The sequence below is a fragment of the Bradyrhizobium sp. MI1.11 genome (assembly GCF_055811255.1).
Window position 1 is genome coordinate 113,987 of sequence record NZ_JBVVPM010000022.1, and the last position, 14,138, is coordinate 128,124.

Sequence of the window (14,138 nt, forward strand, 5' to 3'; positions counted from 1 at the left end):
GAGTAGACGCCCTACGCCGACCGCTTCACCGCGGTCGCGCCGGCCGGTGCAATGTCGAGACGAGCCAACATCGCCCGCGCCTGCTCGGCGCAGTGCTCGATCAGCCAGCGCTCGAAGGCAACAGGCGCGAGTGCGGGTGCGTAGAGGAAGCCTTGCACTACGTCGCAGCCGAGTTCGGCCAGCACCTTGCGCTGCGCCTCGGTCTCAACGCCTTCGCCGACAACGGTCATGCCGAGGCCCTGCCCGACACGCACCACGGCGGTGGCAATCGCGAGCGCGCCGGCGTCACGCTCGATGTCGCGCATGAAGCTGCGGTCGATCTTGAGCTCGCGGATCGGCAGATGGGCGAGCCGGCTGAGGCTGGAATAGCCGGTGCCGAAATCGTCCACGGAAAGCCCGACGCCGAGCTCCCGGATCGCATTCATCGTCTCGAGCGCGGCGACGCTGTCCTGCATGAACGCGCCCTCGGTGATCTCGAGCATCAGCGCATCCGCCGGCAGATCGTATTCGGCGAGGATGTCCTTGAGCCGCGCGGCCAGCGTGACGCTGCGGAAATTGATCGGCGACAGGTTCACCGACACGGATGGAATGCCGAGCCCGGCGCGGCGCCAACTCGCCATCTGCCGGCAGGCCTCGCGCACCGACCACAGGCCGATCTGCTCGATCAGGCCGCACTCTTCGGCGAGCGGGATGAATTTTGCCGGCGAGACGTCGCCGAGCTCGGCATCGTGCCAGCGCGCCAGCGCCTCGACGCCATGGATCGCGCCGTCGCAGCTGCGGATCTGCGGCTGATACCTGAGGGTCAGCGCCCTCTCGGCGATGGCGCGGCGCAGCGCCGCAATCAAGGCCAGCCGCTGCTCGGTGAGCCCGTTCATCTCGGCGCTGAACAGGCGATGGGTCGAACGTCCCGCCTGCTTGGCCATGTACATGGCCGCGTCCGCCTGCTGCATCAGGGTGTCGATGTCGGTCGCGTGATCGGGATAGAGGCTGACTCCGATGCTCGCCGACATCTGCAGCTGCCTGGAGCCGAGCCGCAGCGGCGCGGCCAGCGCTTCGGTAATTCCGGCCGCGACGCGCTCGGCACCCTCGGCGTTGCGCCGCGGCAGCAGGATGACGAACTCGTCGCCGCCGAGCCGCCCCAGCATGTCCTCGGGTCCGATCTGCTCGCGCAGGCGCTGCGCCAGCTGGATCAGGAGCTCGTCGCCGGCGGCATGACCGAGCGTGTCGTTGACGTCCTTGAAATGATCGACGTCGAGGAAGGCCAGCGCGACGTGGCTGCCGGTCGGGCAGGCATCGATGGCGGTGGTGATCAGGCGTCGCAATTGTGCGCGGTTCGGCAGACCAGTGAGGATGTCGTGATAGGCGAGCCGCGCGATCTCGGCGCGCGCTTTCCTTGCGCTCGATCGCGAAGGCGCCGAGATTGACGCAGGCCTCGACGATGCGGCGGTGCCAATTGCTCGGCGCGCGCGGCTCCCGGTAGTAGAAAGCGAAGGTGGCGATGACCCGTCCGTCCTTGGCCTTGACCGGCGTCGACCAGCATGCGCGCAGGCCAATCGCGAGCGGCATCGCCTTGTAGGGCTGCCAGCGCGGGTCGGTCTCCAGATCGGTCGCCAGCACCGGCTCGCCGTAGAAGGCCGCGGTTCCGCACGAGCCGACATTGGGGCCAATGGCAATGCCCTCCAGTGCGCGGGAATAGTCCTCGGGCAGGCTTGGGCCGCCGAGCGGATGGATCAGGCCCGCGGCGTCGACGTGAAGCAGCGAACAGACGACGTCGGGCGCGATCTGCTCGACACGGCGGCACAGCCGGTCTGCAATCTCGCCGATCGGAACCTCATCAGCGAGCGCGCCCATGATGAGCTGCTGGAGCGAGTGCAGCTGCTTGGTCTCCGTGATGTCCTCGAGCAGCGCGAAGATGTGCTTGACCTGGCCCTTCCTGTCGCGGAAGGCATCGATGCGGGCACAGACCCAGATCTCCTCGCCATCCTTGTCATAGGCGAGCATCTCGACCTCGCCGCGGTGGCCGCCATCCATCAGGCGCTTGACGAGCTTCGCAACGGCCTTGCGATCGGTGTGGCGGCCGGCGATCAGGCCCCGGGCGCGGCGGCCTTCGGCTTCCTCGCTGGTGTAGCCGAACAGCGTCGTGAAGGCGGAATTGACGTAGACGATGTTCTGGTCGGTGTCGGTGATGAGCACCGCGCGGTTGGTCTGGTCGGAGACGGCGTGGAGAAGCCCGATCCTGACGCGGCGCTCGGCATCCGCGGTAACGTCACGCGCGAACACGATGCGATGGGTCACGCCGCCACTTGCAATGGATGAAAGCGAGATGGCCGCCCGGATGCGGCTGCCGTCGTGTCGCACCAGGCTGATCTCGTCACGGAATTCCGCACACGGTTCGGCCTGGAGGCATTTGAGGGTGAGAATTCCGGAATCGTCGCCGAGCACATCAGCACGTGCGAGTTTCCAGATCTGCTCCGCACCGGCATTGAAATGCGTGATGCGATGCGCGCTGTCGACGATGACGATGCCCTCGTCGGCGCGTTCGAGCGCGGCCAACAGCACTTCCGGAGTTTCTGTCATGAGACAATCGGAGGCAGACATCGTTGGACCCGGAGGCATCGGGAAGATATGGCAACCGAGGCTAGCGCCGCGATGGTGTCCAAGACGTTTTTGCAGTCCGCTTGCACGGCGCCAAGACGCGACATGCTTAACATTCCACAAAACACACGAAGGTAATTGGGTGCGTAGGGAACCTATTCGGGGGCGGTTCCCGCCTGAAGCTTGCCGGCGACGGCGCGCACCTTGCGCGGCGCGGCTTGCCAGATCGAGAGCGCCGACAATCCGCTCACAATGATGGCAACGCCAAAGGCGAGCGTGTAGTCGCCGACCCGATCGTAAAGCAAGCCGGTGACCCAGGGACCGGCGGCGCCGCCGGCCAATGCTGCCAGCATGATGGTGCCGAAGATGCTGCCCTGGTGCTTGCCCTGAAAAATCTCGAACACCACTGCGCCCATGATCGAGGTCAGGCCGTAGCCGAGCGCGCCTTGCGTGAACACCATGAGATAGACCAGCCACAATGACGGTTGGAATTTCAGAGCCATCAGCGCCGCGAAAGAGATCGCAAAACCCGCGCAGCTGATTGCCCATACCCATTCCCGCCCGATCCGGTCGGAGACATGGCCGAGCAGGATCTGGCCGGGAATGCCGAGCAGGCTGACGATGCCGAGCGCCCACACCGCGGCACCCGGGCTGAAGCCGATGTCGAGCAGGAATTTGGTCTGGTGCACCTGCACCGCGTACCAGATGTACAGGCCGCAGAAATAGCCGAGCGCGATCCACCAGAACCGCGCCGTGGTGACCGCTTTCCGGAGTGTCCATTCGGTCCGGGCCCAGACGGGATCGACGATGTTGGAGACGGGTTTTGCGGCGCCTGCGGCCGGCGCGGCATCGCCGTCAGGCCGCAGGCCGATATCCTCGGGGCGCCTGTGCAGGAACAGATTGATCGGCGCCAGCACGATCAGAATCATCAGGCCCATCGCCGTGCAGGCCGTGCGCCAGCCGGTCTGTTCGATCAAGTGCTGCACCCAGGGCAGCAGCGTCACCGAGCCGATGCCGACCCCGGCGAAGGCAATGCCGATGGCGAGGCCGCGTGTGCGGATGAACCAGTTCGGCAGGAACAGCGACTGGCCGGAATAGCCGAGACACACCGAGCCGGCGCCAACCATGACGCCGATGGTGACGTAGAGATGCCATGGCTGGCTGGTGAGCGGCGCGAGCAGCAGCCCGCCACCCATCAGAACCACGCCGAGCTCCATCACCGCGCGCGGGCCGGCGCGGTCCATCAGCCGGCCGATCAGCGGGCTGACCATGCCCGACACCACGAAGCCGAAGGAAAAGGCGCCCGCGGTGACGCCGCGCTCCCAGCCGAACTCGGAGATGATGGGAGGAAAGAACAGCGAGAAGGCGGTGCGCGCGTTGACGCCGATGGCCATGGTGACGAAAGTCACGGCGACCACGACCCAGCCGTAGAAGAACGGAAGCCGCATTGTGTGTTTCATCCCTGGACGGTCCTTCCGACCATCCGGGACTGCCCGGGTCAAGCGCTTTTCGCGCATGCCCGTCGAGTAAGGTGATCGCGCTGGAAGAAGTACTGGCAAGCACCTCGCCTGCGGCCATCCTTCGAGACGCCCGCTTCGCGGTCTCCTCAGGATGAGGACAGAGTGTTTGGCGACAATTCAACAGGCCCCGATGCCACCTAGCCTCATCCTGAGGAGACCGCGAAGCGGTCGTCTCGAAGGACGAGGCGGGCGCTCAGGCGGCGTCGAGTTGGGATGGTTTGACGGGCACGTCGAACAGGATCCGTTCGATCGGGTGCGGGCGGCCGAACAGATAGCCTTGCGCGAAATTGACGCCGAGCGCCTTCAGCCGCTCGTACTCCTCGCGGGTCTCGACGCCTTCGGCGGTGACCGACATGTCCAGCCCGCGCGCCAGCGTCACGATCGAGGAGATGATGGCGGAGCTGCGCGGCTGATGCGTGAGGTTGCGGATGAACGACTTGTCGATCTTGATCTTGTCGAACGGGAACGCGGTCAGGTAGCTCAGCGACGAATAGCCGGTGCCGAAATCGTCGAGTGCGAGCGCGATGCCGATGCTCTTCAGCCGCTCCATGAAGGCGTGGTTCTCGACGCCGCGTTCCAGCAGAACGGATTCCGTGATCTCAATCTCCAGCCGCCGGGGCGGCAACCCGGAATCGGCGAGCGCCGCGCTGATCATCTCGAACAGCTCGGCCTCCTTGAACTGGATCGGCGACAGGTTGACTGCAACCGCAAGGTCGGACGGCCAGCCGGCCGCGTCAGCGCAGGCGCGTCGCAGCACGAACTCGCCGAGCGGCACGATCAGCCCGGTCTCCTCCGCAAGCGGGATGAACTGGTCCGGCGCAATCAAGCCGCGCGTCGGATGCCTCCAGCGCACCAACGCCTCGAAGCCGCGCCGCGCGCCGCTGAGGGCGTCGACGAACGGCTGGTAGTGCACCTCGAGCTGACACCGCGCAATGGCGTCGCGCAGATCGCCTTCCAGCGTGCTGCGCGCCTCGAGCTCGGCCGACATCGCCTTGTCGTAGATGGTGAAGCAGTTGCGGCCCGACGATTTCGAGCGGTAGAGCGCCAGGTCGGCCTTCTTCAGCAGCTGCTCCTGATCGCTGCCGTGATCGGGCGCGATCGCAATGCCGATGCTGGTGCCGATCTCGACGCGGTGTCCGGGAAGAAGGAACGGCTCGGCCACAAGCTTGGCGATCCGCCCCGCCAGTTCGGTCGAGCAGACGCGCTGATCCTCGCAAGCTTCCTGGATGATGGCGAATTCGTCGCCACCAAGCCGGGCCAGCACGTCGCTGGCGCGCAGCGCGGATTTCAGCCGTTGTGCGACCTGACGCAGCAGCGCATCGCCGGCACCGTGACCGAGCGAGTCGTTGACGTTCTTGAAGCGGTCGAGGTCGAGCATCAGGATCGAGAAGGTCCGACCGCCGTCCTTCAAACGACCATTGAGCTCGTCGAGCCGGGCCAGGAAGAAAGCGCGGTTTGGCAATCCGGTCAGGATGTCGGTCTGGGCGAGTTCGAGCACCCGCCGGTTCGCCAGCGACAACCGCTGCGAATTGCGGCTTGCGAGCATGAGATAGGTCGAAAGCGACAGCGTCAGCAGCATGCCGACGATCAGCACCGCGCCCGCGCGATCGTAAGTCGTCTCCAACGGACCGCCGGCAGTCGGCACCGCCCGCACCTGCCAGTCGGTGTCGCCGATCTTGAGATTGCCCGACCAGTGCAGGGCCCGCGCGACGTCCCGCATCGACTGCGGCGCCGTGGCGGCCGACGAATAATCCGGCAGCATCTCCTCCAGGCCGACGATCTGCCACGCAAACGGCGGATAGACGTTGACGCTGACCGCGGGGCTTGCGCCGGTGGTCACGCGAATGGACTGGATCAGCAGCGGCAGGTCGAAGACGCCGACGACGAAGCCGGCGAGATTGCGGCGTCGGTCCACGACCGTGTCGCGCGACGTTCCCTTGGCGTAGACGGGAATGGCGACGAGAACGTCGGGCAACCGGCCGCCCGCCCTCGGCTCGAAGAGGCGGGTGCGAATGGCCGAGACCCGGTCGGTGTCGCGCGCGTGCTCGAGGAGCGCGCGGCGCTCCGGAACGGTCGCGTAGTCCATGCCGTAGACCGGAGACGTCTTCGGCTGGGTCGAGTAGAGCACCGGAAAATATTCGTCGCTCTGCGGCGCGGTCGCGAACCCATCGCCCTGGAGCGACTTGATGCGATAGCCGGAGACACCGTCCATGATCGCCGCGGCCTCGTATTCGGCGCGCTCCTTGCGGTTCACGCGCGGCACCCAGGAGATGCGCAGCATGCCGGGATGGCGCTCGAACAGGCGGGTGCTGAAGGTCTCGAATTCGCTGCGGGTGATCTCCTGGTTGGTCGATTCGAACAGGGTGCGTAGCGCGACGAGCCTGGAGATGTACTCGCCCATGCCGTTCTGCATGACGATCACTTCAGTCTCGGCCGCGTTCTCGAACTCGATCTTGTTGACGCGGCCTTCCCATCGCGCCACCGCGGCCGCGGCCACGACCGAAAACAGAAGACCTACACCGACCGCAACGAGCGCAGGGCGATAGAGCCCGAGCAGCGGCGCGGCACGCCACCATCCGGTCATTCGCCTCCGATCCTGATCGTTCTGATCCCGACCGTCCATTCAGAAACCGCCGTCCCCTCTCCCGGTCAACCGAACCTCTGGTTGAGCCGCCGGAGCCACTATCGGAACAGGACCGCGGTTAAGAACTGCACAATTTCAGGCGCCGGCTGTTCCGCATGACCCGCCTTAGTTAATGAAATGCAGGACGATGCGGACTTTGACGAAGCAAGTTGCCGGTTTTCCCCGGAGTAGTACGGAGCCATCGATACATCGCCGATTCATCCTGCGGCGATAGCTTTCCCGAAGCTACTCACCGCACCGGCAAGACTTTTCCTGATGTATCGATCTCGATCTGCGACGTCCATCGTCATGACCGTCGTCCTCCTGGCAGCAATCATGCTGCCGGCGAAAGCCGACGAGATCGGCGTCAGCGAGGATGCGATCCTGTTCGGCCAGGCCGCAGCACTCGAGGGTCCCTCCTCCGCACTCGGACAGCGGATGCGGCAGGGCATCGTCGCAGCCTTCACCGAGATCAATGCCAAGGGCGGCGTCCACGGCCGCAAGCTCCAGCTCATCAGCCGCGACGACGGCTACGATCCCGACCGCTCGGTAGCGCAGACGCTGCGGCTGATCGAGGACGACAAGGTGTTTGCGCTGATCGGTGCGGTGGGCACACCGACTGCGGTGGCGACGATACCGATCACCAGCGCCAGGAACGTGCCCTTCATCGGTCCGTTCAGCGGTGCCGAGTTCTTACGCGACCTCGAGCTCGCCAACGTGGTCAACATCCGTGCGAGCTATGGCGCCGAGGCCGAGGCATGGGTCAAGCACCTCACGGAGGATCGCCATTTCACCCGCATCGCCATTTTCTACCAGGACGATTCCTTCGGGCGCGACGGTCTTTCCGGCGTGAAGCGCGCGCTTGCCAGGCGCGGCCTCGAGCTCGCCGCCGAAGGCACCTTCGAGCGCAACACCCGCGCGGTCGCGTCGGCCTGGCGCACGATCAAGCGCGTCGAACCCGAGGCGATCGTCATGGTCGGGACCTACGGTCCCTGCGCCGAGTTCATCAAGCTCGCGCACCGCAGCGGCGCCAATCCGACCTTCGTCAACATCTCTTTCGTCGGCGCCGTTGCGCTCGCCCGAGAGCTCGGCCCCGAGGGCGAAGGCGTCGTCGTCACGCAGGTCGTGCCGTTTCCCTGGGACCGCTCGCTGAAGCTCGTCGCCGACTATCAGGCCGCGCAAACCGCGTTCGACCCGACGCTGACGCCGAATTTCGTGTCGCTCGAAGGCTACATCGCCGGCCGTCTCGCGGCCGCGGCGCTGGAACAGGCCGGAGCGCAACCGACGCGCGCGGGCCTGCTGCGCGCCATCACCGATGTCGGCCGCTTCGACATCAGCGGCAGCACCGTCACCGTCGGCATGCGCATGATCGACACACCACCAAAGGTGTTTTTGACGGTGATCCAGAAGGACGGGACGTTCAAAGCGGTGGACCGGCTGTAGCGCGGATCAGGAACGGCGCGTCCAGCGCTCGGCGTTGACGGCGCCTTGCGGGATCTCGCCTTTGACGATCGCCTCGACCTGGCGCACGGTTTCCAGCGACTGATATTCGATCGCCTGCGGCGTCAGGCCGCCGACATGCGGCGTGGCGATGACGTTGGGAAGCTTCGCAAGCTCCGGATTTGGCATCTGGTCAGGCGCGCGGCCGACATCCATCGCGGCACCCGCGATACGATCTTCAAGCAGCGCCTTCGCCAGCGCCGCTTCGTCGACGAGATTGCCGCGGGAGAGATTGACGAAGACCGCATGCTTCTGCATGCGCGCCAGCGCCGCCTCGCCGATCAGGTTTTCGGTCTGCTCGTTGGCGATGGCAAGGCAGACGACATAGTCGGACGCGGCGAGGAGCTCGTCGAGGCCGACCTGCCGGATGGCGCTGTCGCTCACGGTCGCAAAGGGATCTGCGACCAGCACCTCCATGCGCATCACCTTGGCGATGTCGGCGAGGTAACGCCCGATGCTGCCATAGCCGATGATGCCGATCTTGCTGCCGGCCAGCTGACGGCCCATCCGGGCTTCCGGCCTGCGACCCGCGTGATAATCGGCCGTCGCTCGGGACACGCCGCGGGAGAGATCGACCATGAAGCCAACCGCGAGCTCGGCAACGGCTTGCACGAAGCCGGGCCCGGCGCGGGTCACGAGCACGCCGGCGTTCGAGGCGGCCTCGACATCGACGTTGCGAATGTCGACGGCGCACCGGACGAAGGCGCGCAGGCGCGGCAATTGCGCAAAGATCTCGCCGCGTCCCTCGGTCATGCGGTCGGCCACGATGATGTCGACATCTTGCGCAGCGCGCACGAGGCTGGCTGAGACCAGCGTCTCATCGCTCTCGTGCAGCACCACCTCGGCGGCCGCGCGCAAACCGTTCAGGCTGCGATCGCCGTAGTAATTCCGGCGCATCTCCGGCGTGTGGGCCAGCAGGACTTTCACCGCAACACTCCTTCAATAGCCAAACGCGCGCGGCAATGCCGTGCTGAGCCATGGCACGAATGCGATCACGAGCAGGCAAAGGAACAACAGGCCGAGATAGCCCATGATCGGCTTCACCGTCTGCTCGATCGGCACGTTGCCGATCAGGCAGGCGCCGTAGAGCCCGAGCCCGAGCGGCGGCGCGAACAGGCCGATGCCCATCGCGATCACGAGCACGACGCCGAAATGCAGGGGATCGATCCCGAGCTGCACGGCCACCGGCAGCAGCAGCGGCCCGAAGATGATCAGCGCGGCCGCGCCCTCCAGCACCGAGCCCATCACGATCAGCACGCCGATCGCGAGCAGGATGAACAGCCAGGTGCCCGAGGTCTTGGACAGTCCCAGCATGAAATCGCCGACCGCATGCGGCACCTGCTGCAGGGTCAGCGTGAACGCCAGCGATTGCGCCGCCGCGACAATGAACAGCACGAGCCCCGCGCGCGTTGCGCCCTGGACGAAGCTGTGCGCAGCCGATGTGAAGCTGAGCTCGCGGAACACCACGCTGCCGACGACGAGCGCATAGGCCACCGCGAAGGCGGATATCTCGGTCGCGGTGGCAAAGCCGCTCTTGAAGCCGAAGAAGATCATGAAGATCAAGCCGAACGAGGCGATCGCGCCGCTCCACAGGCCCGACACCGGCATCTGCGGCGCGATGTCCTCGGCATCAGCCGGAGTCTCAGTTGGAGCCTCAGTCGGCGTCTTGCCGAAGATGATGGAGACGGCGATCAACGCGAGCGCCATCAGCGCGGCCGGCAACAGCCCTGCGACGAACAGGCCGCCGATCGACAAATTCGCGACGAAACCCAGGATGATCAAATTGATGCAGGGCGGAATGGTCTCCGCCATCACCGCGGAGGCCGCGAGCAGCGCCACGGCACCGCCCGGATTCTGCTTGGAGCGGCGCGCGGCCGGAATCAGCACGGAGCCAACCGCGGCGACATCGGCCATCTTCGAGCCGGAGATGCCGGAGAACAGCACCATCGAGGCCACCATCACGACGTTGAGGCCGCCGCGCATGCGCCCGACCCCACGCTGCAACAGCTCGATCAGCCGCACCGACATGCCGTTGGCTTCCATGAGGTAGCCGACGAGAATGAAGAACGGAATCGCGAGCAGCACGAAATTATCGATGCCGCGCGCCATCTGCTGCGCGAAGATGACGCCGGGCAGTGCGCCCTCGACCCAGATGAAGATCAGCGCGGCCAGCGCTAGCGCAAAGCCGATCGGCAACCCGCCGACCAACGTCGCGAAGAAACCGATCAGCATCAGCGTGCCCGCCGACGGCACCGTGGCGGGCGACAGATAATCCCAGGCGAGATAGAGGCCGGTCACGATGGCAACCGCGACGAGGCCTCTGACGATGTCGGGGAGCGGCCTGGCGCAGAGCTGGTCGATCGCAAACACCGTCATGAACAGCGCGCCGGCGCCCATCGGGTAGAAGGTCAGCTCCAGCGGCAGGCCCGACCCGGTGGTCTGGCCCGCCGTCAGCGAGCCGAGCTTGATAGAATTGTAGGCGACGTAGCCCGAAATCAGCACCACGAGCAGCGCACTCGCGGCGTCGACCAGCGCGCGCAGCCGTACCGGAGCCAGGTCGCGGAAGAAGGAGACGCCGACATTCTCGCCGCGCGCGAGCGCACTCGCCGCGCCGAAGAAGGCCGAGCCGACCATCAGACCGCGCGCGACGTCGTCGGACCACTCCACCGGCGCGTTGAAGCAGAAGCGCAGCAGCACGGAACCGCAGACGACGACGAGATCCGCGGCCAGCAAAATGGCCGCGATCGCGTCGCTGAGGCGAAGCAGCAGGGCGATGCTCCCGTGGCGGCCGCCCGAGAGAGGTACGGCAGCTGTCATTGCCACGTCAGGCCTGCGTGGCGCGAATGATGTCGATGACGGCCTTGGATTCCGGCCGCGCCTTGATGAAGTTCTCGATTTGCGGCGCGACGCGCTTCTTGAACGCCTCGCGGTCGCATTCGGCCACCGTCACGCCCTTTTCGGTCAAAGCCGACAGCGCCTCCTTCTCGACCGCGAGCCCATGGGTCCGCGTGTCCGCCGCGGCCTTCTTCGCGGCATCGAGGAAACCGTCGCGCAGCTTCGAATCCATGCGATTGTAGGTCGTGTCGCTGAAATAGATCGCGAGCGGCGAGAAATTGTGCTGCGTCAGTGAATAGAATTTCGCCGTTTCGAAGAACTTGCTGGCCAGGATGGTCGGCGGATCGTGCTCCAGCCCGTCCAGCACGCCGGCCTGCAATGCCGTGTAGATTTCGCCGAACGCCAGCGGCGTCGCGGCGGCCCCCATCAGGCGCAGGCATTCCGTGATGACGGGATTTGGCAGGGTGCGGATCTTGAGACCGGCGAGATCTTCCGGCGTCTTCACCGGCTTCCTCGCAAGTACGCTGCGCGAGCCGAAATTATAGGCCCAGGCGATGATGCGGATGTTGCTGCCCTTGAGCAGCGCGTCCTCGATCGGCTTGGCCGCGCCGGCGTCGAACGCCTTGGTTTGCTGCGGAAAGCTCGAGAACAGAAAACCGAGGTCGTAGGTGCCGACCAGCGGCACCAGATTGGCCGAGATCGAAGAGCCCGACACCATGAGGTCGATGACGCCGAGCTTCACCGAGTTGATAACGTCGATTTCCTGACCCAATTGGTTGTCGGGAAAGAACGCGACGTCGATCTGCTCACCGAGGCCGTTCGCCTTCAGGTTCTTCACGAGATTGTCGTAATAGACACGGCCGTTGGCGAATTTGGGATCGTTCGGCAGCGAGGAGGAGCATTTCAGCTTCAGCGTCGCGGCTTCGGCGCGGCCGATGAGTGCGGGGGAGAACACGAGGCCGGCGGCAAGTCCCGTCGACGACTTGATGAACGCGCGACGGTTCACGGGCACGATGGACATGGTGCGGTCTCTCCCCAATTATTATTTTTCGCGCCACGGTCGTTGCCGCAGCCCGTTGCGCGGACTGTATGGCCAAAGCGGCGGTGCAGGCAAGACTTGCGGCCGACCGCTGCAAAGCGGCGGATCGCGAAGATCGACGGCATCATCGCGCGCCGAAACAGTCATATTTTGCAGGATTTTCGATCAGATCGGCATGGGGGCCGATGCGCGAGAAGATGCTTTCGCGCAGCGTTGGGATCAATCCAATTGGCGCATGGATCAATGCGCAATTCACATGGATGGTGCCAGAACGATGCTGCACCAGCTCTGGCAGACCTTCTGCCCCATTTTGCCGCAGCTCAACGTGATCCAGTGCACAGACAGACGCATGGCGGCCACCTAGAAAAGGTGACATCATCGTGCGCATTGCCGATGGAGGTGACACCATGCGCCGTCCAGTTCTTCGCAATTTGTTTCTTGCATCCGGTCTTCTCGCGCTCACGCAATTGACGACGCCCACGGAGGCGGCGGCCGAAGCGCGGCTCGCGCTCGTGATCGGTCAATCGGCCTATCGCACCGTCCCGGAACTGCCCAACGCAGCCAACGATGCCAAGGGCATGACGGAGCTGCTCGGCAACGCCGGCTTCACCGTCACGACGGCATCCAATCTGGCGCAGAACGACATGCGTGAGGCGATCTCGGATTTCGCCGGCAAGGTCAGCGCCAGCGGCGCCGACACCGTCGCGCTGGTGTTCTATGCCGGCCACGGCCTCCAGATCGACGGCGAGAACTATCTCGTTCCCGTCGATCTCGATCCCAAGCGCGAAGCCGACATCCCGCTGCAGGGTGTGCGGCTCAACGATTTGCTCAACACGCTCGGCGCGCTGCCGACACGAGCCCGCATCTTCATGCTCGATGCCTGCCGCAACAATCCGTTCCCGGCGCTCAGCGGCGCCGGACACGGGCTCGCAATCGTCGACACCAAGGCCGGCGCGCCGGGCTCCTTCATTTCCTATTCGACTTCGCCCGGCTCCGAAGCCGAGGACGGCAGCGGCATCGACAGCCCCTACACCACCGCGGCGCTGACCGTCGCCAAGCAGCCCAATCTGCCGATCGAGGAAGTGTTCAAGCGCATTCGCGTCGCCGTGGCGCAATCGACCGACGGACGCCAGATCCCCTGGGAAAGCTCGTCGCTGACGACCGACTTCAAGTTCTTCGGCGGCGACAGCAGCGGCAGTCAAACTGCGCTTCCTGGCGCATCCTCCATGGCACTTGCCAGCGGCACGCGCAGCCTAGAGGATTGGCGCAAGGATTTGCAGGGCAAGCCGGCCATGGTCGCCTATGAGATGGTGATCACCGACGACACCGTGCCGGCGTATCAGGCCTATATCGAGTTGTATGCTCAGGACACCCGTACGCCGCGGCTGCGCACGATTGTGGAGCGCCGGCGCCAGATGCTGGCGTGGGAGCGCGCCACCGCGATCAACACCCGCGCCTCGTTCGAGGCTTATCTGGCGAACTGGGACAACAGCGACCTCGCTGCGACCGCACGCAGGCTGCTGCTTCGCGTGCAGAACCGCAACTACGTCTTGCCTGCTGTGGTCGCCGCCACTCCTGCCCCGGTCGCCGTCGCGATGGCGCCAACCTGCCCGTGCTCGACGCCTTCGACACCGGCAACGCCGGTCAACCCGACGATCGCGCCTGTGATCAAGAAGCGCGTCGACGACACGCCGCCGAAGCGCAAGGTGGTCGACACGCCACCCAGGCAGCGCCGGCCGCCGCCTGATGAAGTGATCTACGAGCGCGCGCCGCCGCCGGATCGCGGCCCGCCGCCCGGCGCCATCATGCAAGGCATTGGCATCGGTGTCGGGATCGGCATGGGTATGGGCGGCGGACGCGGCGGCGACTATCACAACGACCGCGGCCGGTACTGAGACCACTCGCGAGATACGGAGGACAAATCTGTCCTCCGTGAATTTGGGGGGCCCCCGGGGGGGGGGGGGGGGGGGGGGGGGGGGGGGGGGGGGGGGGGGGGGGGGGGGGGGGGGGGGGGGGGGGGGGGGGG

8 protein-coding genes and 1 pseudogene are annotated in these 14,138 nt (G+C 65.6%); 2 read left to right on the plus strand and 7 right to left on the minus strand.

Going from position 1 to position 14,138, the window contains the following annotated elements; all coding sequences use genetic code 11:
• Nucleotides 1-11: 11 nt before the first annotated feature.
• The 3 genes and pseudogenes from AC0L30_RS22350 to AC0L30_RS22360 all read right to left on the minus strand — a co-directional run bounded on the left by AC0L30_RS22350 (nt 12) and on the right by AC0L30_RS22360 (nt 6,699).
• A pseudogene (locus AC0L30_RS22350) lies at nt 12-2,598 on the minus strand (EAL domain-containing protein).
• Between the two features lie 152 nt (nt 2,599-2,750).
• Nucleotides 2,751-4,043, minus strand: a complete 1,293-nt coding sequence (locus AC0L30_RS22355; RefSeq protein WP_473405240.1) for an MFS transporter — start codon at nt 4,041-4,043, stop codon at nt 2,751-2,753.
• A gap of 265 nt (nt 4,044-4,308) precedes the next feature.
• Nucleotides 4,309-6,699 carry a bifunctional diguanylate cyclase/phosphodiesterase gene (locus AC0L30_RS22360; RefSeq protein WP_473405232.1) on the minus strand — a complete coding sequence of 797 codons (2,391 nt, stop codon included), beginning with the start codon at nt 6,697-6,699 and terminating at the stop codon, nt 4,309-4,311.
• Nucleotides 6,700-7,014: 315 nt separating this feature from the next.
• On the opposite strand from AC0L30_RS22360, the gene AC0L30_RS22365 reads away from it, so the two are divergent.
• Complete coding sequence (locus AC0L30_RS22365; protein ID WP_473405233.1) at nt 7,015-8,181, plus strand: ABC transporter substrate-binding protein; 1,167 nt, start codon at nt 7,015-7,017, stop codon at nt 8,179-8,181.
• Between the two features lie 6 nt (nt 8,182-8,187).
• Here the strand turns inward: AC0L30_RS22365 and AC0L30_RS22370 are convergent, their stop codons facing one another.
• From AC0L30_RS22370 to AC0L30_RS22385, 4 genes are all read right to left on the minus strand, one after another.
• Nucleotides 8,188-9,165: a hydroxyacid dehydrogenase gene (locus AC0L30_RS22370; protein WP_473405234.1), complete on the minus strand. Its 978-nt coding sequence runs from the start codon at nt 9,163-9,165 to the stop codon at nt 8,188-8,190.
• A gap of 12 nt (nt 9,166-9,177) precedes the next feature.
• Nucleotides 9,178-11,055: a TRAP transporter large permease gene (locus AC0L30_RS22375; protein ID WP_473405235.1), complete on the minus strand. Its 1,878-nt coding sequence runs from the start codon at nt 11,053-11,055 to the stop codon at nt 9,178-9,180.
• A 7-nt stretch (nt 11,056-11,062) separates the two neighbouring features.
• Entirely contained in the window at nt 11,063-12,094 is a 1,032-nt protein-coding gene (locus tag AC0L30_RS22380; RefSeq protein WP_473405236.1) for a TRAP transporter substrate-binding protein, read from the minus strand.
• Between the two features lie 142 nt (nt 12,095-12,236).
• A complete protein-coding gene (locus tag AC0L30_RS22385; protein WP_157158653.1) occupies nt 12,237-12,521 on the minus strand; it encodes a hypothetical protein in 285 nt (94 codons plus the stop codon).
• Here AC0L30_RS22385 and AC0L30_RS22390 point away from each other — a divergent pair.
• The gene (locus AC0L30_RS22390) at nt 12,520-14,007 is read left to right on the plus strand and encodes a caspase family protein (protein ID WP_473405237.1); all 1,488 of its coding nucleotides are present in this window, start codon (nt 12,520-12,522) and stop codon (nt 14,005-14,007) included. The genes AC0L30_RS22385 and AC0L30_RS22390 overlap by 2 nt on opposite strands.
• Nucleotides 14,008-14,138: the final 131 nt, after the last annotated feature.